Genomic DNA, 25,901 nt, shown 5'->3' on the forward strand with positions numbered 1-25,901 from the left:
TGCTGTGTAGCTGTGCTGCCTTGTGCTGTGCTGCCGTGTCGCGGTGGCCGCGTCAGCCGGCCAGTCGACGGGTCGCCTCGTCGAGGCGCTCCGCGATGGACCCGTTGATGACCTCGTCGCCGACCTGCACGGTGATCCCGCCGAGGACCGCCGGGTCCACGTCCAGGTTCAGGTGCATCTCGCGGCCGTACAGCTTGGCCAGGACGGCACCGAGGCGCTGCTTCTGCTGGTCCGACAGCGGCACCGCCGAGGTGACGACGGCGACCATCCGGTTCCGGCGCGCCGCGGCGAGCTTGGACAGGGACTCGAGTCCCGCTTCCAGGCTACGTCCCCGGGGCTGGGTCACCAGACGGACGACCAGGCGCTCGGTGGCCGCGTGGGCCTTGCCGCCGAGCAGGCTGCGGAGCAGCTCGCCCTTGGCGGTGGCCGTGGCGGCCTTGTCCGTCAGCGCCGAGCGGAGCTCGGGGCTGGAGGACACGATCCGGCCGAACCGGAACAGCTCGTCCTCGACGCCGTCGAGCGCGCCCACCTTCTGCGCCGCGGTGAGGTCGGCGGTGCTCGCCAGTTCCTCGGCCGCGTCGACCAGGTCACGCGAGCGCGACCAGCGGGAACGCACCATGCCGGACACCAGGTCGACGGTCACGCCGCCCACCTGGCCGCTCAGGAGTCGCTGCGCGAGCTCGGCCTTGGCCTCACCCGACTGCGCGGGGTCGGTCAGGACCCGGCGCAGCGACACCTCGCGGTCGAGCAGCACGGTGACGGCGGCCAGCTCGTCCGCGAGCTTCGTCGCGTCGACCGGGGTGTTGTCGGTCAGCGCGTCGAGGGACTCGCGGGCGGCGGACAGTGCCTCGCGGCTCGCTCCGTTCATCGGACGGCCTCGGCCTTCTCCTCGAGCTCGTCGAGGAAGCGGTCGATCGTGCGGCTCTGGCGGGCGGTGTCCTCGAGAGACTCGCCGACCAGCTTGCCGGCCAGGTCGGTGGCGAGCTTGCCCACATCCTGACGCAGCGACGCGGAGGCGGCCTTGCGGTCGGCCTCGATCTGCGTGTGGCCGGCCGCGATGATCTCCTCGCGCTGGCGCTGGCCTTCCGCCTTCATCTCCTGGATGATCGCGGTGCCCTGCTCCGTCGCCTCCTGGCGAAGACGCGCGGCCTCGTGGCGGGCCTCGGCGAGCTGGGCCTTGTACTGCTCCAGCACACTCTGAGCCTCGATCTGGGCCGACTCGGCCTTCTCGATGCCACCCTCGATGGCCTCGCGACGCTGCTCCAGAACCTTGTTGATGTTCGGGAGGAGCTTCTTGGCGAGGAAGCCGAAGACGATGACGAAGGCGATCAGGCCGATGACGAGCTCGTCGAGATGCGGGATCAGAGGAGGCTGGGGCTCCTCCGCTGCCGCAAGAAGCAGAGCGTTCACATCAGTGCCTTCCGTAAAAAGAATCGGGCAGTCGGTCCGGCTTACTTGTAGACGAAGCCCATGACGATGCCGATGAGGGCGAGCGCCTCACAGAAGGCGAAACCCATGATCTGGTTGGTACGGATCAGGCCGGCAGCCTCGGGCTGACGGGCGAGGGCCTGGGTGCCGTTACCGAAGATGATGCCGACGCCGACGCCGGGGCCGATGGCCGCGAGGCCGTAGCCGATCGAGGCGACGTTTCCGTTGACGGCGGCGAGAGTCTCGAGAGCGGACATGCCGGTTCTTCCTTCTCTTTCAAGGACCCGGTGGGGGTTGGCCACCGGACGACTGTGGGTTAAGGGGAGTGGTGCTGCTGCCGGGCCGGACTCAGTGGTGCTCGGAGAGCGCGCCCTGGACGTAGCTGCAAGCCAGGAGGACGAAGACGTACGCCTGGACGGCCTGGATGAAGAGCTCGAAGGCGGTCATGATGAGGACCATCACGAACGAGGCGCCGGCGTAGACGAAGCCGAGGCCGTTCATGAGGTACCAGGTGGCCAGCGAGAACATCACGATGAGCAGGTGACCGGCGAACATGTTCGCGAACAGTCGGACCGCGTGCGTGAAGGGCCGGATCAGCAGGTTGGAGAAGAACTCCAGGACGACGACCAGGGGAAGGATCGGGCCGAGCGACTTGTCGTAGCCGACGATGTTCTTCCAGCCGCCGACGAAGCCGTGCTTCTTGAAGGTCAGCGAGATCCACAGCACGTAGACGATCAGCGCGAGGGCCGCCGGGAAGGCGATCAGCGAGGTGACCGGGAACTGCGCGAGCGGGATGATGGACCAGAGGTTCATGATCCATACGAAGAAGAACAGCGACACCATCAGCGGGACGTACTTCTCGCCGTCCTTCTTGCCGATGATCTCGTAGACGATGCCGCGGCGCACGAAGTCGTAACCGGCCTCGCCGACCATCTGCATCTTGCCGGGGATCAGCTTGGGCTTGTTGAAGGCGGCCCAGAAGAACCCGACGACCACGAGCGAGCCCAGGATCGCGAGCAGCATGGGCTTCGTGAACTCGAAGCTTCCCCATGTGGCGATCGGCTCGTACATGAACGTGTGCAGGCCCGGCGCCGGGAAGCCGCATCCGGTGAAGATGTGGCAATCCGGGTCGAAGGCAAGCGTCTGGTCAGCACTCACCGCGGGCTCCTTCAGCGTGGCGCATAGGTACGGCAACCTCGATGTGTCGGCGCGGCACGCAGCCGCGGGTCGGCACTGGACTGGTCTTACGGATAAGAGGGCGGCGGTTCGGCATCGAGCCTCGCGCTGGGACAGGCGTCTCGGATGCCCGCGCCCGCAGTGCCGCAGTTGGCACCGGACGATAGCAGGAAGCCGAACGCGGCTTTATCCCGGCCCTACCCTTCACGACTTCGACCCCGACTTCTCGGGTTCGACGTACATGATCTTGGCCTTCATGTAGGCCCTGGCCTGTGCGGCGACCCACACCACGGTCGTCGCGAGAAGCGTGAACGCGAAGGCCTTGAAATCGAACAGCGTCGTGTCCTTGAGCAAGGCCAGGAAGATGAACAGCAGCAGGAGCTGGGCCGTGTAGAGCATCAGCCCCATGGCCTGGAACAACTGCGGGAGCTTCCTCGCCGTCCGCTGCAGGACCACCAGCCCGATACCCATGAAGAGGACCACGACCAGGGTGCCGACGACGGCGCCGACCGCACCCTTGCCGCCCGCGACCACCCCGCTGACGACCGTGGCGATGACGCCGACGGCAACGGTGGGGAGGGCGGTGGGCAACAGGATGCGTGCGTCGTTGGACGGCATGGCGGTGTCTCCGCTTGCTGAAGGGGGCGATGGTGTCGTCAGGGACGAGCGTAAGCCCGGTCCGAGGTGGGTCTCGGGGCCAACAGACCGTCGCACTACGGTCTTTCGGCTCTGGCGCCGGGTCTCGTGAACCGTATCACAAACTATTTGAATAGGTCTTTACCCAGAAGGTGTGCCAACTGTCACACATGAGAGTTACCCCGCGCGTGTGTGCGCGACAGGAGGGCGTCTTGTCTGGTAATGGCCGCGGTTGCGGCAATTCGTCAACTCGGCGTTCCGGCCTTCCGCCGGTCGGTGAAGCGCGCGCGGTTGCCGATGGCCGTGGAGCCGTGGAGCCCCGCCGGCACCGGAACCCGCTCCTCCTCGACCGCGACCGGCTCCACGACGGGGGCCGGCTTGCGGCGACGGTAGCGGGGAGGGACCACGGACTGCGCCCAGCGGGGGGCCCGCGGCGTGAAGCGCGGCAACAGGAGCAGCACCAGGCCGATCGCGCTCAGCGCGACGACGCAGAGGACGATCCACATCGACGCCGAGTGGACCGAGTACGCCAGCGTCCCGAAGGCGATCAGCGCCGACCAGAAGTACATGATCAGCACCGCGCGGCTGTGCGAGTGCCCGATCTCCAGGAGGCGGTGGTGCAGGTGCCCGCGGTCGGCCGCGAACGGCGACTGGCCGTTCCAGGTCCGGCGCACGATCGCCAGGACCAGGTCCGCCATCGGGATCGCGATGATCGTCAGCGGCAGCAGCAGCGGGATGAAGACCGGCAGGGCGGCGTGGGTGGCCTCGCGGGTCGAACCCTCGAAGATCTTCAGCGCGTCCGGGTCGACCTGGCCGGTGATCGAGATGGCCGATGCGGCCAGGATCAGGCCGATCAGCATCGAGCCGGAGTCGCCCATGAAGATCCGCGCCGGGTGCATGTTGTGCGGCAGGAACCCCAGGCACATGCCCATGAGGATGACCGTGAAGAGCGTCGCGGGAGCGGCGGCCTCGATCGTGTAGCCGTACCAGAGGCGGTACGCGTACAGGAAGAAGGCGGCGGCGGCGATGCAGACCATGCCGGCGGCGAGACCGTCGAGACCGTCGACGAAGTTGACGGCGTTGATGGTGAGGACCACCAGGGCGACGGTGAGCAGCGTGCCCTGCGCCGGGGTCAGCAGGACCACACCGACGCCCGGGATCGGCAGCCACAGGATGGTCAGACCCTGGACGACCATCACGCCCGCCGAGATCATCTGCGCGCCCAGCTTGATCAGCGCGTCCAGCTCGAACTTGTCGTCGAGGACGCCGATCAGCCAGATCAGGGCGGCGCCGGAGAGCAGCGCGCGCGGCTCGTTGGAGAGCTCGAAGACACTGCTCAGGTTCTGCAGGTGGTCGGCGACGAGGAGGCCCGCGCACAGCCCGAAGAACATGGCGATGCCACCGAGCCGCGGAGTCGGTTCTCGGTGTACGTCGCGGGCGCGGATCTCCGGCATCGCCCCGGTCGCGATGGCGAACTTCCGCACCGGACCGGTGAGCAGATAGGTCACCGCGGCCGTGACACAGAGCGTCAGCAGGTAATCACGCACGGGCTGCCCCACAGGAATCGCTGGCCATCTCAGCCCCACACCCTAGCCGTGCCGTCCATGTGCTAGGAGACACGCGGGGGGTCCGAACGGTTGCGTTCGGGCTTTCCGCGTTCTTCCCTCAGCGTCCATACGGGGGAAATCGCCCGGTCAGCGCCCGTACCTCCGCCCGTACCCGGGCGGTCTCCGCGGCGTCGTCGCGCAGCGCGGCGGTGAACAGCGGGGCGATCCTCGTCATCTCCGCGGTGCCCATCCCCTGCGTGGTGACGGCCGCCGTGCCGAGCCGGACGCCGCGCCCCTCCCCGTGGGGCAGGGCGCAGGTGTCGAGCACGATGCCGGCGGCGGCCAGCCGGGCGCGGGCGGTGCGGCCGTCGATGCCGAGGGGCGCGGGGTCGGCGGTGATGAGGTGGGTGTCGGTACCGCCGGTGGTCACGGCGAAGCCCTCGGCGGCGAGCGCGGCCGCCAGGAGCCGGGCGTTCTCGACCACCCGGTGCGCGTACGCGGTGAACGCCGGGGTGGACGCCTCGCCGAACGCCACCGCCTTCGCCGCGATCGTGTGCATCTGGGCGCCGCCCTGGGTGAACGGGAACACCGCCCGGTCGATCCGCCCCGCGAGGTCGTCGCCGCACAGGATCATGCCGCCGCGCGGCCCCCGCAGCACCTTGTGGGTGGTCGCGCAGACCACGTCGGCGTACGGCACGGGGCTCGGGGCCGCTCCCCCGGCGACCAGGCCGATGGGGTGGGCGGCGTCCGCGATGAGGTACGCGCCGACCTCGTCGGCGATCTCGCGGAAGACCGCGTAGTCGAGGTGGCGGGGATAGGAGATGGAACCGCACACGATCGCCTTGGGGCGGTGGTGGCGGGCGAGCGCGGCGACCTGTTCGTGGTCGACCAGACCGGTCTCGGCGTCCACGCCGTACGGGACGAAGTCGAACCAGCGGCCGGAGAAGTTCGCGGGCGACCCGTGCGTGAGGTGCCCGCCGTGGTTCAGGCCCATGGCGAGCACCGTGTCACCGGGCCTGAGGAGGGCCGCGTACGCCGCCAGGACGGCCGAGGAGCCCGAGTGGGCCTGGACGTTCGCGTGGTCGGCGCCGAACAGCGCGGTGGCCCGCTCCACGGCGATCCGCTCGGCGGCGTCGGCGTACGCGCAGCCGCCGTGATGACGGGCGCCGGGATAGCCCTCGGCGTACTTGTTGGCGAGCGGGGAGCCGAGGGTGGCGAGGACGGCGGGCGAGGTGAAGTTCTCGGCGGCGACCAACTGCAGGCTGTCGGCCTGCCGTCGCGCCTCACCGAGCAGCACGTCGGCGACCTCCGGGTCCTGCCGGCGCAGGACGTCGAGTTCCTCGGCGGGTGGAGCGGTGACCGACATGTCACCAATGTAGGCACACACCCCCCGCCCCGCCCGCCGAGACCGGCCTGCCGTCAGTCCCGCGCGCGCACACCCGTCAACGCCGTCACCACGGGGTCCAGCGCCTGGTTGAGCCCCACCCCCGACGCGCCCCTCGCACCACTCGGCCCCGAGGGGCCTCCCGGGCAGCGGGACGCCGCGCCGGACTCCGTCCGCCGGACGTGGCGGAGCAGGTCCGTCAGTCCCGCGCGCGTACACCCGTCAACGCCGTCACCACGGGGTCCAGCGCCTGGTTGATCTCGTCGCCGATCGAGCGGAAGAAGGTGATGGGGGCGCCGTACGGGTCGTTGACCTCGTCCGCGTCCACCGAGGGGGCCAGGAGCCAGCCGCGCAGGGCCGCCGCCGCGCGGACCAGGGCGCGGGCGCGCTCGACCATGCCCTCGTCGCGGGCGTCCGGGAGGGTGGCCGGGTCGATCGCCCGGACCAGGCGGGTGAACTCCTTCAGGGTGAAGGTGCGCAGGCCCGCCGAGTGGCCCATCGAGATGACCTGCGCCCGGTGGTCACGGGTCGCCGTCAGGACCAGGTCCGCGCGGATGACGTGCTCGTCGAGGAGCTCGCGCCCCACGAAGCCGCTGTAGTCCGCGCCGAAGTCGGCGAGGACCAGTTCCGCGTTGGCCTCCATCGGGGCGCCCTCGTGTCCCCAGGTGCCCGCGCTCTCCACGATCAGTCCGCCGCCGAGAGGGTCGCCGAGGCGGTCGCTCAGGGCATGGCGGGTCAGCCGCTCGGTGATCGGCGAGCGGCAGACGTTGCCGGTGCTGACGTGGAGGATGCGGAAGGTGTTGCTGTCGTCGAACCCCGCTATGCCACGCCCCTCAAGGGCGGTCAACTGGCCACCTCGAGGTCGGGTACGACCTTCCGGAGCTCCTCCGGCGACAGCGCGCCCTCGCGCAGCAGCACCGGGACCCTGCCCGTGACGTCGACGATGGACGAGGGGACGATGCCGGGGGTCGGGCCGCCGTCGAGGTAGACGGAGACGGAGTCGCCGAGCATCTGCTGGGCCGCGTCGCAGTCCTCGGGGGACGGGTGGCCGGTGAGGTTGGCCGAGGACACGGCCATGGGGCCGACCTCGGTGAGCAGCTCGATGGCGACCGGGTGCAGCGGCATGCGGACGGCGACGGTGCCCCGGGTGTCGCCCAGGTCCCACTGGAGGGACGGCTGGTGCCGGGCGACGAGGGTGAGGGCGCCGGGCCAGAACGCGTCGACGAGCTCCCAGGCCTGCTCGGAGAAGTCCGTGACCAGGCCGTGGAGGGTGTTAGGGGAGCCGATGAGCACGGGCGTGGGCATGTTGCGGCCACGGCCCTTGGCGGCGAGCAGGTCGGCCACGGCCTCGCCGCTGAAGGCGTCCGCCCCGATCCCGTACACGGTGTCGGTGGGCAGCACGACCAGCTCGCCCCGGCGGACGGCGGACGCGGCTTCGCGCAGACCGGTCACACGGTCGGTCGCCTCGTTGCAGTCGTATCGCCGTGCCATCAGTTCCCGGCCTCCTTGTACACGTGATTCGTCATGCCAGTCATGGCGTTGCCTTGCGCGCGGTCGCGAAACGCGGCCGGTTGTTCAGGTCGGGGTGGTCGGCGGCGTCGGCCCAGCCGGCCTCTTCGTTGAAGATCCACGGCACCTGCCCGCCCTGGGTGTCCGCGTGCTCGATGACGACGAGGCCGCCGGGCCGGAGCAGCCGGTGGGCGGTGCGCTCGATGCCGCGGATGGTGTCGAGGCCGTCCTCGCCGGAGAAGAGGGCCATCTCCGGGTCGTGGTCGCGGGCCTCGGGCGCGACGTACTCCCATTCGGTGAGCGGGATGTACGGCGGGTTGGAGATGACCAGGTCGACCTGCCCGTCCAGCTCCGGGAGGGCGGTCAGCGCGTTGCCCTGGTGGACGGAGACGCGCGATCCCTCGGCGTTCCTCCGGGTCCAGACGAGGGCGTCGTCGGAGAGCTCCACGGCGTGGACGCGCGAGCGGGGGACCTCCTGGGCCATGGCGAGCGCGATGGCGCCGGAGCCGGTGCAGAGGTCGACGATGAGGGGTTCGACGACGTCCATGGCGCGTACGGCGTCTATGGCCCAGCCGACGACCGACTCGGTCTCCGGGCGGGGCACGAAGACCCCGGGTCCTACCTGGAGCTCCAGGTAGCGGAAGAACGCCCGCCCGGTGATGTGCTGGAGCGGCTCACGGGCCTCGCGGCGGGCGACCGTCTCCCAGTAGCGGGCGTCGAAGTCCACGTCCTTGACGTTGTGCAGCTCCCCCCGCTTGACGCCGTGCACGAACGCGGCGAGCTCCTCGGCGTCGAAACGCGGGGAGGGGACGCCTGCGTCGGCCAGCCGCTGGGTGGCCTGGGCCACCTCGGCGAGCAGCAGACTTCGGGGGCCTGGGGGTCGCCCCCCAGAAAGTGACTGCACGCTGGTCCTCCGTGGTGCGGGGTGGGGCTTGACGGAACTTACGCCACTTACGCCGCGGCGAGCTTGGCGGCGGAGTCGGCGTCGACGCACGCCTGGATCATCGGGTCCAGGTCGCCGTCGAGCACCTGGTCCAGGTTGTACGCCTTGAAGCCGACGCGGTGGTCGGAGATCCGGTTCTCCGGGAAGTTGTACGTACGGATCTTCTCGGACCGGTCGACGGTGCGGACCTGGCTGCGGCGGGCGTCGGCGGCCTTGGACTCGGCCTCCTCCTGCGCGGCGGCGAGCAGCCGGGACCGCAGGATGCGCATGGCCTGCTCCTTGTTCTGGAGCTGGCTCTTCTCGTTCTGGCAGGAGGCGACGATGCCGGTCGGCAGGTGGGTGATGCGGACGGCGGAGTCGGTGGTGTTGACCGACTGGCCGCCGGGGCCCGACGAGCGGTAGACGTCGATGCGCAGGTCGTTGGCGTGGACCTCGACCTCGACCTCCTCGGCCTCGGGCGTGACGAGCACGCCGGCGGCGGAGGTGTGGATGCGGCCGGCCGACTCGGTCGCGGGCACGCGCTGCACGCGGTGCACCCCGCCCTCGTACTTGAGGCGCGCCCAGACGCCCTGGCCGGGCTCGGTGGCGCCGTTGCCGCCCTTGGTCTTCACGGCGACCTGGACGTCCTTGTAGCCGCCCAGCTCGGACTCGGTGGCGTCGATGATCTCGGTCTTCCAGCCGACGCGCTCGGCGTACCGCAGGTACATGCGGAGCAGGTCGCCGGCGAAGAGGGCGGACTCGTCGCCGCCCGCGCCCGCCTTGATCTCCAGGATGACGTCCTTGTCGTCGCTGGGGTCGCGCGGGACGAGGAGCAGCCGGAGCTTCTCGGTGAGCTCCTCGCGGTCCCTCTCCAGCTGCTTGACCTCGGCGGCGAAGTCGGGATCGTCGTGCGCGAACTCGCGGGCGGTCTCGATGTCGTCACCGGTCCGCTTCCAGGCCCGGTAGGTGGCGATGATCGGGGTCAGCTCGGCGTAGCGCTTGCTGAGCTTGCGCGCGTTCGCCTGGTCGGCGTGGACCGAGGGGTCCGCGAGCTTCGTCTCCAGGTCGGCGTGCTCGCCGACCAGTTCCTCGACCGCCTCGAACATCGGGGGGCTCCTGGTCTTTTCGTCTGCTGCTACGGGGACGGCAAAGCGCCGGTCCCGGCCACCCGCGCGGGGCGACCGTGGACCGGCGCAGGGGCTCGCTACTTCGCGGCGGAGCCGGCCTTGCCGAAGCGGGCCTCGAAGCGGGCCACGCGGCCGCCGGTGTCGAGGATCTTCTGCTTGCCCGTGTAGAACGGGTGGCACTCGGAGCAGACCTCGGCACGGATGGCGCCGTCGGTCAGGGTGCTCCGGGTGGTGAACGACGCGCCGCAGGTGCAGCTGACCTGGGTCTCGACGTACTCGGGGTGGATCTCGCGCTTCAAGGTGTCTCCTAGTTTCGGGAGGGCTCCGGGTCGCTTCCGCGGGTTGCGGAGAACGTGAACCGGGGCCGACGTACCAGTCTGCCAGGACCGGCCGTATCTCCCAAAACCGGGGTCGGGCCGGAAGTATTCCGGACGTGGCTCCTGAGCGGTCCGGGGGCTACTTCACGACACCGTCGGCCTTGCCGGTGGCCGCGTCCTTCGTCGCCGACGCGGGGATCGGAAGGTCGTTCTTCAGGGCCGTCCAGACCTGCCGGGCCTCGGCGTCCAGGGGGACGACGCGGTTGGGGTCACGGGGGTCGTACTCGACGGGCAGGGTGACCATGTGGACGTTCTGGGCGCCGATGCCGGAGAGGCCCTTCGCGAAGCCCATCAGCTCCTGCACGGAGTCGAGTTCGGAGTCGGGGGTGATGGCCTTGGTGGCCGCGTCGGCCAGGCCGAGGAGCTTCGTCGGGTCGGTGAGGACGCCGACGTCCTTGACCTGCTCGACGAAGGCCTTCATGAAGGCCTGCTGGAGCTGGATGCGGCCGAGGTCGCTGCCGTCGCCGACACTCTTGCGGGTGCGGACGAGGCCGAGGGACTGCTCGCCGTCGAGGGTGTGGGTGCCCGGTGCGAGGTCGAGGTGGCTCTTGTCGTCCTTGATGGGCGCGGTGGTGGTGATCTCGACCCCGCCGAGTTCGTCGATGAGCTTCTTGAAGCCGGTGAAGTCGACCTCGACGTAGTGGTCCATGCGGATGCCGGACATCGCCTCGACCGTCTTGACGGCGCAGGCGGGGCCGCCGACCTCGTACGCCGTGTTGAACATGGCCCTTCGCTCGCCGGCGACGGTGGCTCCCTGGTCCGCGGTGCACGAGGGGCGGTCGACGAGGGTGTCGCGGGGCAGGGAGACGACGCTGGCCTTCTTGCGGCCCTCGTGGACGTGGACGACCATCGCGGTGTCGGAGCGGGCGCCGCCCTCGTCCTTGCCGTAGGCGTCGTTGTCGCCGGAGCGGGAGTCGGAGCCGAGGACGAGGATGTCCATGGAGCCGTCGTCGACGTCGTCGGGGCGGTCGTCGCCCAGCTGGGCGTTGATGTCGACGGCCTCGATGTTGCCGTCGAGCTTGGCGTACACGTACCCGAGTCCCGCGCCCCCGAGGACGAGGACCGCGAGAGCCCCCGAGACGAGGATGGCCGGTCGCCGGCCGCGCCTGGCCCGCGGCTTGCGGCGGCTGCCGTTCCCCGCGCCGCCTATTCGGCCGCTCTTGCTCTGCTCGGTCATCGTCATCCCTCGGCCCTCGGTTCACCATGTGTGACGGCGAAGCACCCGAAAGGGTTGCATACGGACCTGTGATGTGTGGCCGGGCACAGCACTGCGCCCACCGTGCGGGGCACGGTGGGCGCAGGGATCACGCAGGTCACGACGCGGTTACGGGCGCGGGGCCCGGCCTTCGTCGTGTGACGCAGGTCTCACGTCAGTCGTTGTTGGAGCCGCCCGGCGTGGTCTTCTGGATCTGCAGCAGGAACTCGCCGTTCGACTTCGTCTGCTTCATCTTGTCGAGCAGCAGCTCGATCGCCTGCTGCTGGTCGAGCGCGTGCAGCACCCGACGCAGCTTCCAGGTGACGGCGAGCTCGTCGCTGCCGAGCAGGATCTCCTCCTTGCGGGTGCCGGACGCGTCGACGTCCACCGCCGGGAAGATGCGCTTGTCGGCGAGCTTCCGGTCGAGCTTGAGCTCCATGTTGCCGGTGCCCTTGAACTCCTCGAAGATCACCTCGTCCATGCGCGAACCGGTGTCCACCAGCGCGGTCGCGAGGATGGTCAGCGAGCCGCCGTCCTCGATGTTGCGCGCGGCACCGAAGAAGCGCTTCGGCGGGTAGAGCGCGGTCGAGTCGACACCACCGGACAGGATGCGGCCGGAGGCCGGCGCCGCGAGGTTGTACGCGCGGCCCAGGCGGGTGATCGAGTCGAGCAGGACGACCACGTCGTGACCCAGCTCGACGAGACGCTTGGCGCGCTCGATGGCCAGCTCGGCGACGGTGGTGTGGTCCTCGGCCGGACGGTCGAAGGTCGAGGAGATGACCTCGCCCTTGACCGACCGCTGCATGTCGGTGACCTCTTCCGGACGCTCGTCGACCAGGACGACCATCAGGTGGCACTCGGGGTTGTTGACGGTGATCGCGTTGGCGATCGCCTGCATGATCATGGTCTTGCCGGTCTTCGGCGGGGCCACGATCAGACCGCGCTGGCCTTTGCCGATCGGCGCCACGAGGTCGATGATCCGCGTGGTCAGCACACCCGGGTCGGTCTCCAGACGGAGCCGGTCCTGCGGGTACAGCGGGGTCAGCTTGTTGAACTCGGGACGGCCCCGGCCGGAGTCGGCGGCCATGCCGTTCGCGGAGTCCAGACGGACCAGCGCGTTGAACTTCTCGCGGCGCTCGCCCTCCTTCGGCTGCCGCACGGCGCCGGTGACGTGGTCACCCTTGCGCAGACCGTTCTTGCGGACCTGGGCGAGGGAGACGTACACGTCGTTCGGACCGGGCAGGTAGCCGGAGGTCCGGATGAACGCGTAGTTGTCGAGGATGTCCAGGATGCCCGCGACGGGGATCAGGACGTCGTCGTCCGCGACCTGCGGCTCGCCGGCCTGGAAGTCGTCGCGCCCACGACGGCCACGGCGGTCGCGGTAACGGCCCCGACGGCCACGGCGGCCGCCCGCCTCGTCGTCGTAGTCGTCCTGCGGACCGGCCTGGTGGCCGCCGCCCTGCTGGCCCTGGCTCTGGACCTGCTGGCCCTGACCCTGGCCACCCTGGCCCTGACCGCCCTGACGCTGGCGCTGGCCGCCCTGGCCACCGCCCTGCTGCTCGTCGCCCTTGCCGCGGTCGCGCTGACGGTCACGGCGGTCACGGCGCTCGCCGCGCTCCCCGCGGTCGCCCCGCTCGCCGCGGTCACGGCGGCCACGGCCCTCGGCGCCGTCGACGGCGGCCTCGGCCTTGGCGTCGGCACCCGCGTCGGCCTTGGCCTCCGTACGGGCCTCCGTACGCGTCTCGGTCTTGACGACCTGCGCCGCCTCGGCCTTGACCTCACCCTCCGGCGAACCGGCGGGGGCGGTGGCCCGGCGACGACGGCGCTCACCGGCCGGCTGGTCGTCGGACGCGGGCTGGCCCGGGATGTCGATCTGCTGCTGGGCGACGGCCTTCTCGGCCTTCTCGGCCTTGGGCTCGGCGGCCTCCGCAGCGGTCTCGGCCGTGCGGCTCTTGGCGGCGGCACGGCGCTTCGGCTTGGTCTCGGCGGCGTCCGCGGCCTTGGCGGGGGCGGCGGAGCCTCCCCCGGCCTGCGCCTCCTTGATGACCTCGATCAGCTGGCTCTTGCGCATGCGCGCGGTGCCCCTGATGCCGAGGCCGGACGCGACCTGCTGCAGCTCGGCCAGGACCATGCCGTCGAGGCCGGTGCCGGAGCGGCGGCGCCGTGCGGTGCCGCCGGTGGCAGCACCCGCGGCGGGCGCGGCGGCGTCGACACTGCTGTCGGCAGTCACGCCCATCAGATCGGTGGTGTCGCTCACGAAGGGTCCTTCCCTGGAGCGGACGTCGGCCATCTGGCTCGGCGACCGGTTGTGCTGTCCGGCAGCGGTCCCGTGTGGGTGGACCGTGTCCGGGGCGGTGGTCCCGCCGGGGTACGGCGGAGAGAGAAACGTGCTGGGTCCGGCCCGAGCGCCCCCTGCTCGGCCCTCACCGCGGGAGAGCGAGGGGTGTCGTGCCGGTTCCGGAGCGTGCTCGAAACTGCACAGGCAGGCTGCTCAGGCAGTTGGGGAGGCTCCCGGAAGAATCGGTGGTCCCTGATGGGGACACTCAGCACCGCGCCACAAAGGCGCCGGGTGCTGACTTGAGGTTAACACTACCGGCTCCGACAAACATTCCCCCTCTCCCTCACCGGCAATCTCTGTCCCGGACGCCGCCCGGCGTCCGGCCCGTCGCGCCTAGGGCGCAAGCGGCAGGACGCACGCTCCGGGCACGTCGAGATCGAGCCGGTTCGCGGCCCATCCCTCGCCCGCCAGTCGGGCGACCTTGTCGGCCGTCCCGTGTTCGGCCAGCGCGAGAACCGTGGGGCCCGCGCCGGAGATGACCGCCGGGACGCCGTCCGCCCGCAGCCGGTTCACGAGGGCGATGCTCTCCGGCATCGCGGGGGCCCGGTACTCCTGGTGCAGCCGGTCCTCGGTGGCCGCGAGCAGCAGCTCGGGGCGGCGGGTCAGGGCCTCGACGAGGAGGGCGGCACGCCCGGCGTTGGCCGCGGCGTCCACATGCGGGACGGTACGCGGGAGGAGCCCGCGGGCGGTCTCGGTCAGCACCGGCTTGCCGGGGACGAAAACCACCGGAACGATGGAATCCGAGGGATCCATCCTGATCGCCCGCGCGGCACCGGACTCGGTCCAGGCGAGCGTGAATCCGCCGAGCAGACAGGCGGCGACGTTGTCGGGGTGGCCCTCGATCTCGGTGGCGAGTTCGAGCAGGGCGGCCTCGTCGAGCCTGGCGTCCCCGCCTATCGTCACGGCGCGGGCGGCGACGATGCCGGCGCAGATGGCGGCGGAGGAGGAACCGAGGCCGCGGCCGTGCGGGATGCGGTTGGCACAGACGACCTCGAGGCCGCGCGGCTGCCCGCCGAGCAGGTCGAAGGCCGTGCGCAGGGAGCGTACGAGCAGGTGGCTCTCGTCGCGCGGGAGCGTCCCGGCACCCTCGCCGGCGATGTCGACGTGCAGCCCGGAGTCGGCGACACGGACGACGACGTCGTCGTAGAGGCCCAGCGACAGGCCGAAGGCGTCGAAGCCCGGGCCGAGATTGGCGCTGGTGGCGGGGACGCGCACCCGTACGGCGGCGGCGCGGAACGCTGGACCGGCCATCGCTCGATGACTCTCCTTGATTGCGACAACAGGTAGGTCGAACGGGGTGTTTCAGGCGGGCACCTCAGAGAAGTGCACGGGAACCCGGGGGACCGTTTCGGCCTCGGAGGCGACAACGGCAACGACACCGCGCATATGCGTGGGGGCGGGTTCGGTACAGCCTATCGAAGGAAGGTTCTGTGGCGACATAGGGCGCACAGGAGGCGCACGATGCGTGTCGCGGGCCAACCTGTGCGCCAATGTACGTTCCTGATCGGGTTTCGATCAGTGCTCCTCCCGGCGCGGGAGGGGCGGGATCAGGCCAGGCCGAGGCGCTCGGCGGCGGCGGCCGCGTCGACCGGGACGGTGACCGGCTGCGGCGCGCCCGCGACGGCCCAGTCGGGGTCCTTGAGCCCGTTGCCGGTGACCGTGCACACGATCCGCTGGCCGGGGTCGACCTTGCCCTGCTCGGCGGCCTTCAGCAGACCGGCGACGGAAGCGGCCGAGGCGGGCTCGACGAAGACGCCCTCCTGTGCGGCCAACAGGCGGTAGGCGCGCAGGATCTCACGGTCCGTCACCTCGTCGATGAAGCCGCCCGACTCGTCGCGCGCGGCGATCGCGTAGTCCCACGAGGCCGGGTTGCCGATGCGGATCGCGGTGGCGATCGTCGACGGGTCCTTGACGACCTCACCGCGCACGAGCGGGGCCGAACCGGAGGCCTGGAAGCCCCACATGCGCGGCCGGTGCGTGGACAGGGCGTCGGCGGCGTACTCGGAGTACCCCTTCCAGTACGCCGTGATGTTGCCGGCGTTGCCGACGGGCAGGACGTGGATGTCGGGGGCGTCGCCGAGCATGTCCACGATCTCGAACGCGGCGGTCTTCTGGCCCTCGATACGGACCGGGTTGACCGAATTGACCAGCGCCACCGGGTAGTTCTCGGAGAGCCCACGGGCCAGCGTCAGACAGTCGTCGAAGTTGCCGTCGACCTGGAGGATCTTCGCGCCGTGCACGAGGGCCTGGCCCATCTTGCCGAGCGCGATCTTGCCCTGCGGCACGAGGACGGCGCAGACCATCCCGGCGCGTACCGCGTAGGCCGCGGCGGAGGCCGAGGTGTTGCCGGTGGAGGCGCAGATGACGGCCTGCGCCCCCTCCTCCTTGGCCCTGGTGATGGCCATGGTCATGCCCCGGTCCTTGAAGGAGCCGGTGGGGTTGGCGCCCTCGACCTTGAGGTGCACCTCGCAGCCCGTGCGCTCGGAGAGGACCTGAGCGGGAACGAGCGGCGTACCGCCCTCACGGAGCGTGACGACCGGCGTCGTGTCCGTGACCGGAAGGCGGTCCCGGTACTCCTCGATGATGCCGCGCCACTGGTGGGTGCCCTTGCTGGTCATGGGTCCTTTACTCCCCTTCAACACGCATGATGCTGGCGACACCGCGTACGGTGTCGAGCTTGCGCAGTGCCTCGACGGTCCCGGAGAGGGCGGCGTCGGGCGCGCGGTGGGTGACGACGACGAGAGAGGCCTCGCCGTCTCCGTCCTGTCGGCCGTGCTGGCGCACCGTGTCGATGGATACGCCGTGCTCGGCGAAGACCGTCGCGACCTGGGCGAGGACGCCCGGCTTGTCGGCCACGTCGAGACTGATGTGGTACCGCGTCACGACCTCGCCCATGGAGCTCACGGGCAGCTGGGTGTACGCGGACTCGCCGGGGCCGTTGGCCTCGTTGAGCTTGTTGCGGCACACGGCGACGAGGTCGCCGAGGACGGCCGACGCGGTCGGAGCGCCGCCGGCGCCGGGGCCGTAGAACATGAGCTGCCCGGCGGCCTCCGCCTCGACGAAGACCGCGTTGTACGCCTCGCGGACGGAGGCGAGCGGGTGGCTGAGCGGGATCATCGCGGGGTGCACGCGCGCGGTGACGGAGCCCCCGTCGGCGGCCCGCTCGCAGATGGCGAGCAGCTTGATGGTGCAGCCCATCTGCCGGGCGGAGGCGAAGTCGGCGGCGGTGACCTCGGTCATGCCCTCGCGGTACACGTCGTCGAGGCGTACGCGCGTGTGGAAGGCGATCCCGGCGAGGATGGCGGCCTTGGCGGCGGCGTCGAAGCCCTCGACGTCGGCGGTCGGGTCGGCCTCGGCGTACCCGAGGGCGGTGGCCTCGTCGAGCGCCTCGGAGTAGCCGGCGCCGGACGTGTCCATCTTGTCCAGGATGAAGTTCGTGGTGCCGTTGACGATGCCCATGACCCGGTTGATCTTGTCGCCGGCGAGGGACTCGCGCAGCGGCCGGATCAGCGGGATCGCGCCGGCGACGGCGGCCTCGTAGTAGAGGTCCTGGCCGTGTTTCTCGGCGGCCGCGTAGAGGCTCGCGCCGTCCTGGGCGAGCAGCGCCTTGTTCGCCGAGACGACGGAGGCGCCGTGCTCGAAGGCGGTGGTGATGAGGGTGCGGGCCGGCTCGACCCCGCCGATGACCTCGACGATGACGTCGATGTCCCCCCGTTCGACCAGGGCGGTGGCGTCGGTGGTGATCAGCTCCGCGGGGATGCCCTCGCGGACCTTGTCCGGGCGGCGGACGGCGACACCGGCGAGCTCGACCGGGGCGCCGATGCGCGCGGCGAGGTCGTCGGCGTGCGTCGTCATGATGCGCGCCACCTCTGAGCCGACCACTCCACAGCCCAGCAGCGCCACCTTCAGCGGACGCGTACGCATCATCCGACCTCTTCCTCGTCCTACTTCGTATCTCTACGGTCGTGTCTCTACGGTTCTCTGCGGTGGAACCAGTCTCACTCACCGGACGGGGGTTTCCGCCCTCCGTCCGGATCCTGAGACATCTATTTCATCACTCGGTTATCACTGGACTATTTCATCACCCGACGTCGAGACGCAGGAGATCTTCTTCCGTCTCGCGGCGGACGATCACCCGCGCCTCCCCGTCCCGGACGGCGACGACGGGCGGCCGGAGCGCGTGGTTGTAGTTGCTGGCCATGGAACGGCAGTACGCGCCGGTCGCCGGCACCGCGAGGAGGTCGCCGGGCGCCACGTCCGACGGCAGGAAGGCGTCCCGTACGACGATGTCACCGCTCTCGCAGTGCTTGCCGACGACCCGGGTGAGCATCGGCGCGGCCTCGCTGGTCCGCGAGACGAGGCTGACGCTGTACTCGGCGTCGTAGAGGGCGGTACGGATGTTGTCCGACATTCCACCGTCGACGCTCACGTACGTCCGCAGTCCTTCGAGCGGCTTGATCGTGCCGACCCGGTAGAGCGTGAAGGCGGTCGGACCGACGATGGCACGGCCGGGCTCGACGGAGATCCGGGGCGTGCGGAGCCCGGCGGCCTCGCACTCCCTGCTGACGATCTCGTTCAGGGCCTTGGCGATCTCGTGCGGCTCGCGCGGGTCGTCCTCCGAGGTGTACGCGATGCCGAGGCCGCCGCCGAGGTCGATCTCGGGCAGCTCGACCCCGTGCTCGTCCCGCACCTCGGCGAGCAGCTGGACGACGCGGCGCGCGGAGACCTCGAAACCGGCCATGTCGAAGATCTGCGAGCCGATGTGCGAGTGGATCCCGATGAGCTCCAGGCCGTCCAGCTTCAGCGCCCGGCGGACGGCTTCCGCGGCCTGCCCGCCGGCGAGCGCGATGCCGAACTTCTGGTCCTCGTGGGCGGTGGCGATGAACTCGTGGGTGTGCGCCTCGACACCGACGGTCACCCGGATCTGGACGCGCTGGCGCTTGCCGAGGGAGCGGGCGATGTGGGCGACGCGGACGATCTCCTGGAAGGAGTCGAGGACGATGCGCCCCACGCCGGCCTCGACCGCCCGGCGGATCTCGTCCTCGCTCTTGTTGTTGCCGTGGAAGGCGATGCGCTCGGCCGGCATGCCGGCGGAGAGGGCGGTGACCAGCTCGCCGCCGGAGCACACGTCGAGGTTCAGCCCCTCCTCCTCGAGCCACCGCACGACGGCCCGGGAGAGGAACGCCTTGCCCGCGTAGAAGACGTCGGCGTCCGTCCCGAAGGCCTCGGCCCAGGCGCGGCAGCGGGCGCGGAAGTCGCTCTCGTCGAGGAAGTAGGCGGGCGTGCCGAACTCCTCGGCGAGCGCGTCGACACCGATCCCGCCGACGGTGGCGACCCCGCGCTCGTCCCGGGTGACGGTCCGGGACCACACCTTCGGGTCGAGGACGTTGAGGTCGGCGGGCGGCGCCGAGTAGTGGCCCTCGGGGAGGACGTCGGCGTGACGGGGGCCTGCGGGGTGGGCGGAACGGCTCATGTCTGCACTGCTCTTTCAGATCCGATCGGGTGCGCTGATGCCGAGCACGGAGAGGCCGCCGGCGAGCACCGTCCCGGCGGCTTCGGCGAGCGCGAGCCGGGAACGGTGGGCGGCCGAGGGTTTCTCGTCGCCGAGCGGCAGAACGGTGTGCTGGAACGCGAGCAGCGCGTCGGCGGTGGCTTCCAGGTGCCGGGCGACCCGGTCGGGGGCGCGGTGGCGGGCGGCGGCGAGAAGGACGGCGGGGTGGTCGCCGAGGACGCCGAGAAGCGCGGGGGCGTCGATGTCGGTCTCGTACGCGGGTGTGACCCGGAGCTGTTCTCCGTTGACGAGCAGCCTACGCACCCGCGAGTGGGCGTACCGCACCCGGAAGAGGGGGTTGCGCTCGTGCTGGACGAGGAGCGGCGGCCCGTCGAGGGGCCGGTCCTGGGGCGCGGGCCGGAGAAGGGCCCAGCGGGCGGCGTCGACACCGAGGCCTGCGGGGTCGTACGCCCCGGGCCGTACGTGGATCCGCTCGGCACCGCCGAATCCGGCGTCGGCCCCCTGCGCCCGGAGGAGCCGGACGACGGTCTCGGTGACGAGGGCGGCGCGCGCCTCGGCGGGCTCGGCGAAACGGACGACGGTCCCGACGAGGGCGGTACTGCTGCCGTAGGAGGGGAGGGCGCCGTCGCGGGAGGTGGGGTCGGCCCCGCGGATCGCCCGCACGAGCTCGGCACCGGCGTCGGGGCGGAGGCTGAAGTTCAGGAACCCGGGCCCGGTGATCTCGACGCCCCGGAGCCCTGGGGCGTCACGCAGCTGTTCCTTCAGGATCCCGGCGACATCGAGGGCGGTACGGCCGGCGGACCGGGCGAGGGTCAGAGCGATGTTGCTGGCGTACTCCCCGGCGCCACCGGGCCGGGCCCGCTCGACCTTGACCAGCGGTGGCACGTCGACCCGCAGCGCACCGTCGTCGACCGCGCGGCGCACGGCGTGCAGCACGGTGAGGGAGAGGTCCGCGGGGGTCACGGGTCAAGCCTAGGGGAGGAGGGGGGTCGGAACGCGAACCGGTTTCGCCATACGGGCAGCCGGAGGCGGGGGAAGGACACCCCGCACGCGACCGATGGACGGAGGCAACCGGCACACCGCCCAGGAACGGATGACCGACGAGACGAGACACCGACCTCAGTGCACCCCGCGCGGATGACCGACGAGACGAAACACCGACCTCAGTGCACCCCGCGCGGGTTACTCGCGCGTCGGGACTCCAGCTCCTGCGCTCCGTCGGCTGCGGCCGGTTCCTCTCCCCCGTCGGCCCCGGCCCCCTCCGGCCGCTCACGCCGCTCGCGGTGCATCAGCTGGCGGACCACGCGGACGAGCTCAGTGGGCTCGAAGGGCTTGGCGAGAAAGGCGTCGACCCGGGGCACCACCCCACCGGAGGCCTCGTGCTCACCGCAGGCACTGATGATCGCGACCGGCAGATGACTGGTCCGAGGATCGGCGCGCAGCCGCGCGGCGGTCTTGATCCCGTCGAGTCGGGGCATGACGACATCCAGGGTGACGACATCAGGACGAACCCGATGCACGACATCCAGACACTCGGCACCATCGGCCGCGGTCACGACCTCGAACCCCTCGAGTTCGAGATTGACCCTGATCAACTGCCGGATCACCTTGTTGTCGTCGACAACGAGCACCCGACCGGACGCGCCTGACACACGAACGAGAGTAGGCCGCCCAGAACAGCTGCGTCCGGGTTTTACCCACTTCTTACCCGTGCGAGGGACCCGACCCCCCGGTGACACCCCGGAAATACCTGTTCACAGCCACTCCCGCAGAGCTGGTAGGGTTCTACCCGTCGCCGCCGAACGCGGCAGCGCCCCCGTAGCTCAGGGGATAGAGCAACGGCCTCCGGAGCCGTGTGCGCAGGTTCGAATCCTGCCGGGGGCACTTCGCAGGAAGTGCCAAAAGACCCCGTGATCAGCGGAAACGCTGAGCGCGGGGTCTTGTTGTATGTGCGGGTGTGGGCAGCGCTGGGCCTTCCTGGAGCTTCCCTGCCTCCAGAAGTACGTCACCAAGATCGTGGCCGCCCCTCCGAACAGCCGCACCCGATGAAGCCGAACCCATTCCCGCTCATCACGGCAGCGCCGGTCACGCCGTGGCTGATGAGCGTGCCGTCCAGCCGCGCCCGCTCCACGGTGTGTGGGTCGACGGCAGACGGGATGGAAGCCAGGGAGAGCTGGGGCTGAGGCAGTCGGTACGGTGCAGCTCTCGGAGCGAGCAACGGTAGGGCAGCCATGGGCAAGGACACACCGCATGACGCGTTCCGGGTCGGCGACGTTCTGAGAGTCAGCTGCCCGCCGGCCGAAGGCCGAGTGGCCGAGGTGTCTCGTTTCCACGTCTCGGTTGAATGGCCGTGGGCCGAGATCGATCCGCACTCTCAGATCAGGTGGAACGGCCGGAGGGCCTTCGCCATGTCGCCTGACTCCCCGGACTGGACCATGAGTCTGTTCAAGACTGATCCTGAGCCATGGAACTTGCACGTCGGTGACGGCTGCCTCGTAGGCATACCCGAGACGTTGGTGCGGGTCATCGATGTCGGTCGCTACGACCCTCCGCAGGATGTGGGGTGGCTTCCCCGTCCTCACACGATGCTGGTCGTAGTGCCTGCCGAACATCCCGGCGAGTCTCTTTCCGAGGACGACGGGGACACGATCGACCTTGAATCAGCGGCACCTGTGACGATCGAGCTGGTGTCTCGAACCTGACCTGGACGTGCCCTCGCGTGCCCGATCAGACGGGGTCCCACGAGGAACCGCGGTACGGAATCACCAGGGAGACGCGTAGGGCCCCTGACCGGAATCGCTGGTCAGGAGCCACTCATCGGCGGTGGGTGTGGAATGTGAACCCACGGTGACCTCGCTGCCACGACGGTTTTCAAGACCGTGTACGGATCGACGCTCCCAAGGCGTCGAGTGCGCCCACGGCCGCGCGGATATGAGCCGGGCCGCGACGCAACCGTTCTCCCGCGCACCACCAGGACAGTCGCTCTTCCGTGTCCTCCCTCGGATGCATGCCCAGGCCATGCTCGGGGCACAGGGGCCACGCCTGCCACAGAAGCTCCATGACGGTCTCCTGCGCGGCATCGGCGACGCTCGCCAGTGCAGAGGCAAGGCTGTCCTGTGAGTTCGGGTCCACGTGGTTGCCGTGCCACTCGCCGTTGGGCATGGCGACGTAGACGTTCTCCGGCTCATCCCCGTCGTAGGACGGAAGAGCCAGCAGCTGCAGGGGTTCCAGCTGGGGAAGCGTCACCGCTAGGTCCCGGTTCAGAAGGGCGAGAGCCTGGTCCCACACCGGGTACTCGCCCGGCGAGACGCGGCGAGGCTCAGGGGGGTCGAAAAGAGCGCACATGAGCCCCATCCTCCGCCATGCCAGGGACAGCCCCACTCGCTCAACAGCGTCGCCGCCTCCCTGCGAAGACCGCGTGCGGGCCGCCATCTACTCTCAGACGCCGGCAACGGTGGAGTGGTGAGTGTCTGACTGCGTGACAACGCCGCCGAACATCGACGGACGGGCGCGAACGTCTGAGGATCATCAGCGCAGGTGAGGGGGTGCCGGTCCCATACAGAGCTCACGCCCGGGCTGCTTCGGGACGGAGAGGTCCCCGCGCCACATCCGCGCAGGTAGGGCGGTAAAGCACGGACAACGGCGGCCGCTGAGAAGAGTCATACGGCTCGGCTCGACGCCCGTTCGCACAGGTCATAGCGGGTATCGAGCGCCGAGGATCGGCAATTCCCAGCTCAGGTCCTCAGACGAAGGGCGTGATCCCCGCGCTTTCCAAGTGCGCGAGGACTGCCTCAAGACATGCGTCGGCGGACGCCTCATCCGACCTGAAGAACGACTCCGTGCCCGCAGGGCCGCCGGAGACGATCACCATCCAGCGATGCCCCGGTGATCGCTCACCGTCAGCCTTGAAGACAACCGAACACCCTCGCTCGGCCAGCCACGCCATCAGTTCCACAACGTCCACAGCAGCCCCCTTCGGGAAGAAGCTCATGCCGGCCACGGGGGCGCGGGATCGACGGGGAAGCGCGGAGCGCGGGGTCTTCTGCGTGGGGTGCGAGCGGGACGCCTCGGGTGGGGTGTCCCGTCGTGTCAGGTCGCCTCCGGCCGGTTCACGCGGGGGTGTCGGTGGTCGGGCGGTGGGGTTCCGGCAGCGTGGCCGTGTGGACGAACCAGTCGAGGACCTGACGGAGTTCCTCGGCCTGGTCGGCGAAGACCTCCAGGGGGAACGAGGGGCGCAGGTCCAGCTTCGCTTCCGCGAGGTCGATGCCGTCCACCCCGTTCAGTCGGGCCATCAGGTCCCGGCGCAGTGACTCGTCGTCGAACGGCGGTCGGCGCTTCAGGTGCTGGAAGACCACCTCCGCCGTGCCTGTCGCCGGGTACAGCGCGACGGGCCACAGCGAACGGGCGCGGGCCCCGCCCACGGACAGCATGGGGAAGCAGCTGGTCTCGTTCTTCTTCCCGTAGTCGAGAGAGCCGCCCAGTTCCTCCCAGAACCGCAGGGTCGCGAGCACTCCCTCTGCTGTCTCGGGGGTCTGGTTGTCACGCAGCAGCGTCTCGAAACGGGCCGCGGCGGTGTCCCCGGTCCTTCGGGCGGCCTCGGGCTCCTGGGCGGGCGCCTCGCTCTCGAAGTCGTCCTTGCCCACCAGGGCCGCCAGGTCCGCCGCCGTCAGCCGGTGTGAGCGGCGGGCGCGGCCCCACTCGTCGAACGGCACGCCCTCGGACTCCAGGACGGCCCGCGGGTCGGGGTCGCCCTCACGTCCCTCCGGCCAGCGGAAGCCGGGGGAGATCTTGCCGTCGGCCATCAGCACGCGGTAGGCCCCGTGCAGCGCCGGCCTGGTGCCCACATGGTTGCCGACCGCGACGGCGTGCGTGCCGATGAGGGCGGCGAGGTCCCCGTACGTCGTCCACGTACCCGCCGGCATGTTCAGCAGCGCTCGGCGCAGCTCGCCCCACCCGGCCCACTCGGCGTCCGCCCTGACCACTCCGTCGAGGGGGCCCGGCCACAACTCCTCCGCGCGGGCGGACAGTTCTCCGGCGCGCGCGAGGATCTCGGCCCTCCCCCAGCGCTCCTGGGCGGCGATCCGCTGGTTCATCCGGAGCGCGCTGGAGTCCAGGATCTGCTGCTTGCGGCGGAATGGGTGGTTCGAGAGGCGCGCGTTGTCGCCGGAGAGCGTGAGGTTGCCGAGGGTGTGCACCACTTGGGTGTGCAGGTCCTCCGGGCTCTCGCTCTGCCCTGTCTCCTCCGCGAGGAGGTCGAACCACTGCTGGGCGGGCTGCTGCGGCAGTACGTGCTCCACGGTGAGCTTCGCTCTGGCGTAGTCGACCGGCTCGCTGGCGCCGTAGCTCTCCTCGAAGCGGCGCAGGATCTCGAAACGCTGGTGCGAGCGGCCCGACTTGTAGAAGGGGCGGCTGAGGATGGACTCCCGCATCATCGCGTCGGAGGGCCAGACACGTGTCCCGGTCTTGGCGGACAGGGCGTGGCGTACGGCGTCCGCGAGCGAGCGCCCGTTCTCCAGTTCCTTCTCCACCTCCTTGGGCAGCTCCATGAAGGTGCGGTTGTTTCCCGTGGTGGAGTTGCCGGCGAACAGGCGCCGCACCATGTAGCTCTCGGCGTACGACAGGGCGGTGGCCGCCTCCTTGGGGTCGCAGGCGCCCTCGTCCAGCCGGTCGAGCAGGAGGAGCGCCAGCGGGTAGTGGGTCTGGCCACCCCAGCGTGCGAGCCGCTCCAGGACCTCGCGCAGGCCCGGGTCGTTCTCCCGCCACGGCTCGACGATCCGCATGAGGCGACCGGCTCGTACGTGCAGTCGGGAGACCTCGGCCTCCAGGGCCCCCTCGTCCGAACTCAGCGGTTCGAGACGCCTCTTCTGGTCCCGGTAGATGTCGCTCTGCTTGGCCCGGTTGTCGCCGCCGACGACCAGGTCGAGCCAGACCAGCAGTTCCAGCCTCGCCGGGCCCAACGACTCCTGCATCGGGAGCCACAGGTTGCGGTAGACGGCCTCGCCGCGCCTGGGGAGGCACATGAACAGGTAGTTGCGCAGCAGATCACTCTGGCTGAGGCCGACACCGGTGTTGTTGATGGACTCGAAGATCCGGTAGACGTTGTCGCCCTCGGCGGCGGTGATCGACACGATGGAGAGGAAGTCCCTCAGCACGGACTCCACGGCGCGGACCCATGCCTCGCCGGCGGTCTCCTCGCCCTCGGTCAGAGCAGCGAGGAAGAAACGGTAGGCGCCGCCGATGTTGCCGGGGCCGCCGGCCGTGGGAAGGGACTCCACGCAGGCGACGAACGCCTCGCGGTCGGCCTGTGTCGGCAGCAGACGGTAGTGGTCGTTCCCGTCCTGGTAGCCGTTGACCAGGACGAGGTCGTGGATGCGGTCCGCCTTCTTCGCCCGCCCCCGGGCCCGGTGGGCGTCCCGCAGGGCGGTGAAGGCGAGCATCAGGGTGGTCAGCCGCTGCTGGCCGTCCACGACGAGCCAGCGCTGCATCCCGCCCGCCGCGACGCGCTCCGGCGCGAGCACGACCGACCCCAGGAAGTGAGCCACCGGAGCCCTGTCGTCCAGCTTGTCCTCGACGAGTTCCATCACGTCGTCCCACAACTGCCGCAGCTCGTCCCGCTGCCAGGTGTAGGTCCGTTGGTACAGCGGGACCTGGAACTGCGTCTCTCCGTGCACCAGTTTGCTGAACGTCGTCTCCTGCGCGTGCACGCGCGACCCCTCCCCGACTCCTGCCCGTGGGCCCGTCATTGTGCCG

24 protein-coding genes and 1 tRNA gene are annotated in these 25,901 nt (G+C 70.3%); 2 read left to right on the forward strand and 23 right to left on the reverse strand.

Translation table 11 applies throughout. The features are described 5' to 3' along the window. Nucleotides 1-52 precede the first annotated feature (52 nt). From ACFWV2_RS11250 to ACFWV2_RS11345, 20 genes are all read right to left on the reverse strand, one after another. A complete protein-coding gene (locus ACFWV2_RS11250; protein ID WP_360786201.1) occupies nucleotides 53-868 on the reverse strand; it encodes a F0F1 ATP synthase subunit delta in 816 nt (271 codons plus the stop codon). Next, nucleotides 865-1,410: a F0F1 ATP synthase subunit B gene (locus tag ACFWV2_RS11255; protein ID WP_073808580.1), complete on the reverse strand. Its 546-nt coding sequence runs from the start codon at nucleotides 1,408-1,410 to the stop codon at nucleotides 865-867. The genes ACFWV2_RS11250 and ACFWV2_RS11255 overlap by 4 nt, the downstream gene beginning before the upstream one ends. Before the next feature lie 41 nt (nucleotides 1,411-1,451). Next, nucleotides 1,452-1,685: an ATP synthase F0 subunit C gene (atpE, locus tag ACFWV2_RS11260; RefSeq protein ID WP_010474382.1), complete on the reverse strand. Its 234-nt coding sequence runs from the start codon at nucleotides 1,683-1,685 to the stop codon at nucleotides 1,452-1,454. Nucleotides 1,686-1,776: 91 nt separating this feature from the next. Next, on the reverse strand, nucleotides 1,777-2,586 hold the full coding sequence (gene atpB / locus ACFWV2_RS11265) for a F0F1 ATP synthase subunit A (protein WP_073808583.1): 810 nt from the start codon (nucleotides 2,584-2,586) through the stop codon (nucleotides 1,777-1,779). Nucleotides 2,587-2,808: 222 nt separating this feature from the next. After that, entirely contained in the window at nucleotides 2,809-3,222 is a 414-nt protein-coding gene (locus ACFWV2_RS11270) for a hypothetical protein (protein ID WP_360786198.1), read from the reverse strand. Nucleotides 3,223-3,485: 263 nt separating this feature from the next. Next, complete coding sequence (locus tag ACFWV2_RS11275; protein ID WP_360786196.1) at nucleotides 3,486-4,787, reverse strand: MraY family glycosyltransferase; 1,302 nt, start codon at nucleotides 4,785-4,787, stop codon at nucleotides 3,486-3,488. 118 nt (nucleotides 4,788-4,905) lie between these two features. Continuing rightward, complete coding sequence (gene glyA, locus ACFWV2_RS11280; protein WP_384404768.1) at nucleotides 4,906-6,153, reverse strand: serine hydroxymethyltransferase; 1,248 nt, start codon at nucleotides 6,151-6,153, stop codon at nucleotides 4,906-4,908. Nucleotides 6,154-6,370: 217 nt separating this feature from the next. Next, complete coding sequence (locus tag ACFWV2_RS11285) at nucleotides 6,371-7,018, reverse strand: protein-tyrosine-phosphatase (RefSeq protein ID WP_384404769.1); 648 nt, start codon at nucleotides 7,016-7,018, stop codon at nucleotides 6,371-6,373. Next, nucleotides 7,015-7,662: an L-threonylcarbamoyladenylate synthase gene (locus ACFWV2_RS11290; RefSeq protein ID WP_360786191.1), complete on the reverse strand. Its 648-nt coding sequence runs from the start codon at nucleotides 7,660-7,662 to the stop codon at nucleotides 7,015-7,017. The genes ACFWV2_RS11285 and ACFWV2_RS11290 overlap by 4 nt, the downstream gene beginning before the upstream one ends. A gap of 40 nt (nucleotides 7,663-7,702) precedes the next feature. Then, the gene (gene prmC, locus ACFWV2_RS11295; protein WP_384404770.1) at nucleotides 7,703-8,584 is read right to left on the reverse strand and encodes a peptide chain release factor N(5)-glutamine methyltransferase; all 882 of its coding nucleotides are present in this window, start codon (nucleotides 8,582-8,584) and stop codon (nucleotides 7,703-7,705) included. Between the two features lie 47 nt (nucleotides 8,585-8,631). After that, on the reverse strand, nucleotides 8,632-9,708 hold the full coding sequence (gene prfA, locus ACFWV2_RS11300) for a peptide chain release factor 1 (RefSeq protein WP_384404771.1): 1,077 nt from the start codon (nucleotides 9,706-9,708) through the stop codon (nucleotides 8,632-8,634). Nucleotides 9,709-9,806: 98 nt separating this feature from the next. Further along, nucleotides 9,807-10,028 carry a 50S ribosomal protein L31 gene (rpmE, locus tag ACFWV2_RS11305; protein ID WP_360786186.1) on the reverse strand — a complete coding sequence of 74 codons (222 nt, stop codon included), beginning with the start codon at nucleotides 10,026-10,028 and terminating at the stop codon, nucleotides 9,807-9,809. A gap of 157 nt (nucleotides 10,029-10,185) precedes the next feature. Continuing rightward, the gene (locus ACFWV2_RS11310; protein WP_384404772.1) at nucleotides 10,186-11,283 is read right to left on the reverse strand and encodes an LCP family protein; all 1,098 of its coding nucleotides are present in this window, start codon (nucleotides 11,281-11,283) and stop codon (nucleotides 10,186-10,188) included. A gap of 193 nt (nucleotides 11,284-11,476) precedes the next feature. Continuing rightward, a complete protein-coding gene (rho, locus tag ACFWV2_RS11315) occupies nucleotides 11,477-13,558 on the reverse strand; it encodes a transcription termination factor Rho (protein WP_384404773.1) in 2,082 nt (693 codons plus the stop codon). 414 nt (nucleotides 13,559-13,972) lie between these two features. Further along, nucleotides 13,973-14,890 carry a homoserine kinase gene (thrB, locus tag ACFWV2_RS11320; RefSeq protein WP_360786182.1) on the reverse strand — a complete coding sequence of 306 codons (918 nt, stop codon included), beginning with the start codon at nucleotides 14,888-14,890 and terminating at the stop codon, nucleotides 13,973-13,975. Between the two features lie 296 nt (nucleotides 14,891-15,186). Continuing rightward, a complete protein-coding gene (gene thrC, locus ACFWV2_RS11325; protein WP_360786181.1) occupies nucleotides 15,187-16,257 on the reverse strand; it encodes a threonine synthase in 1,071 nt (356 codons plus the stop codon). Between the two features lie 7 nt (nucleotides 16,258-16,264). After that, nucleotides 16,265-17,563, reverse strand: a complete 1,299-nt coding sequence (locus ACFWV2_RS11330) for a homoserine dehydrogenase (RefSeq protein ID WP_360786523.1) — start codon at nucleotides 17,561-17,563, stop codon at nucleotides 16,265-16,267. 157 nt (nucleotides 17,564-17,720) lie between these two features. Continuing rightward, nucleotides 17,721-19,112: a diaminopimelate decarboxylase gene (gene lysA / locus ACFWV2_RS11335; protein ID WP_384404774.1), complete on the reverse strand. Its 1,392-nt coding sequence runs from the start codon at nucleotides 19,110-19,112 to the stop codon at nucleotides 17,721-17,723. Nucleotides 19,113-19,127: 15 nt separating this feature from the next. After that, complete coding sequence (nrtL, locus tag ACFWV2_RS11340; RefSeq protein WP_384404775.1) at nucleotides 19,128-20,114, reverse strand: ArgS-related anticodon-binding protein NrtL; 987 nt, start codon at nucleotides 20,112-20,114, stop codon at nucleotides 19,128-19,130. Nucleotides 20,115-20,314: 200 nt separating this feature from the next. Then, nucleotides 20,315-20,803, reverse strand: a complete 489-nt coding sequence (locus ACFWV2_RS11345; RefSeq protein ID WP_384404776.1) for a response regulator — start codon at nucleotides 20,801-20,803, stop codon at nucleotides 20,315-20,317. Nucleotides 20,804-20,963: 160 nt separating this feature from the next. Between ACFWV2_RS11345 and ACFWV2_RS11350 the strand changes: the two genes are divergently transcribed. Both ACFWV2_RS11350 and ACFWV2_RS11355 read left to right on the forward strand, forming a co-directional pair. Beyond that, nucleotides 20,964-21,035, forward strand: a tRNA-Arg gene (locus tag ACFWV2_RS11350). Nucleotides 21,036-21,382: 347 nt separating this feature from the next. Then, nucleotides 21,383-21,853, forward strand: coding sequence for a hypothetical protein (locus ACFWV2_RS11355; RefSeq protein ID WP_384404777.1), 471 nt, complete (start codon nucleotides 21,383-21,385; stop codon nucleotides 21,851-21,853). Between the two features lie 169 nt (nucleotides 21,854-22,022). Here the strand turns inward: ACFWV2_RS11355 and ACFWV2_RS11360 are convergent, their stop codons facing one another. The 3 genes from ACFWV2_RS11360 to ACFWV2_RS11370 all read right to left on the reverse strand — a co-directional run bounded on the left by ACFWV2_RS11360 (nucleotide 22,023) and on the right by ACFWV2_RS11370 (nucleotide 25,855). Next, nucleotides 22,023-22,397, reverse strand: a complete 375-nt coding sequence (locus tag ACFWV2_RS11360) for a hypothetical protein (protein WP_384404778.1) — start codon at nucleotides 22,395-22,397, stop codon at nucleotides 22,023-22,025. 496 nt (nucleotides 22,398-22,893) lie between these two features. Beyond that, a complete protein-coding gene (locus ACFWV2_RS11365; protein WP_384404779.1) occupies nucleotides 22,894-23,142 on the reverse strand; it encodes a hypothetical protein in 249 nt (82 codons plus the stop codon). 118 nt (nucleotides 23,143-23,260) lie between these two features. After that, nucleotides 23,261-25,855, reverse strand: coding sequence for a DUF262 domain-containing protein (locus ACFWV2_RS11370; protein WP_384404780.1), 2,595 nt, complete (start codon nucleotides 25,853-25,855; stop codon nucleotides 23,261-23,263). Between the last annotated feature and the right edge of the window lie 46 nt (nucleotides 25,856-25,901).

It is taken from the genome of Streptomyces sp. NPDC058671 (genome assembly GCF_042716475.1).
Taxonomy (GTDB): domain Bacteria; phylum Actinomycetota; class Actinomycetes; order Streptomycetales; family Streptomycetaceae; genus Streptomyces.

Coding starts and splice junctions, on each gene's coding strand:
- ACFWV2_RS11250 (WP_360786201.1), bottom strand. CDS start 868: ATGAACGGAGCGAGCCGCGAGGCACTGTCCGCCGCCCGCGAGTCCCTC.
- atpE (WP_010474382.1), bottom strand. CDS start 1,685: ATGTCCGCTCTCGAGACTCTCGCCGCCGTCAACGGAAACGTCGCCTCG.
- ACFWV2_RS11270 (WP_360786198.1), bottom strand. CDS start 3,222: ATGCCGTCCAACGACGCACGCATCCTGTTGCCCACCGCCCTCCCCACC.
- glyA (WP_384404768.1), bottom strand. CDS start 6,153: ATGTCGGTCACCGCTCCACCCGCCGAGGAACTCGACGTCCTGCGCCGG.
- ACFWV2_RS11290 (WP_360786191.1), bottom strand. CDS start 7,662: ATGGCACGGCGATACGACTGCAACGAGGCGACCGACCGTGTGACCGGT.
- prfA (WP_384404771.1), bottom strand. CDS start 9,708: ATGTTCGAGGCGGTCGAGGAACTGGTCGGCGAGCACGCCGACCTGGAG.
- ACFWV2_RS11310 (WP_384404772.1), bottom strand. CDS start 11,283: ATGACCGAGCAGAGCAAGAGCGGCCGAATAGGCGGCGCGGGGAACGGC.
- thrB (WP_360786182.1), bottom strand. CDS start 14,890: ATGGCCGGTCCAGCGTTCCGCGCCGCCGCCGTACGGGTGCGCGTCCCC.
- thrC (WP_360786181.1), bottom strand. CDS start 16,257: ATGACCAGCAAGGGCACCCACCAGTGGCGCGGCATCATCGAGGAGTAC.
- ACFWV2_RS11330 (WP_360786523.1), bottom strand. CDS start 17,563: ATGCGTACGCGTCCGCTGAAGGTGGCGCTGCTGGGCTGTGGAGTGGTC.
- lysA (WP_384404774.1), bottom strand. CDS start 19,112: ATGAGCCGTTCCGCCCACCCCGCAGGCCCCCGTCACGCCGACGTCCTC.
- ACFWV2_RS11355 (WP_384404777.1), top strand. CDS start 21,383: ATGGGCAAGGACACACCGCATGACGCGTTCCGGGTCGGCGACGTTCTG.
- ACFWV2_RS11365 (WP_384404779.1), bottom strand. CDS start 23,142: ATGAGCTTCTTCCCGAAGGGGGCTGCTGTGGACGTTGTGGAACTGATG.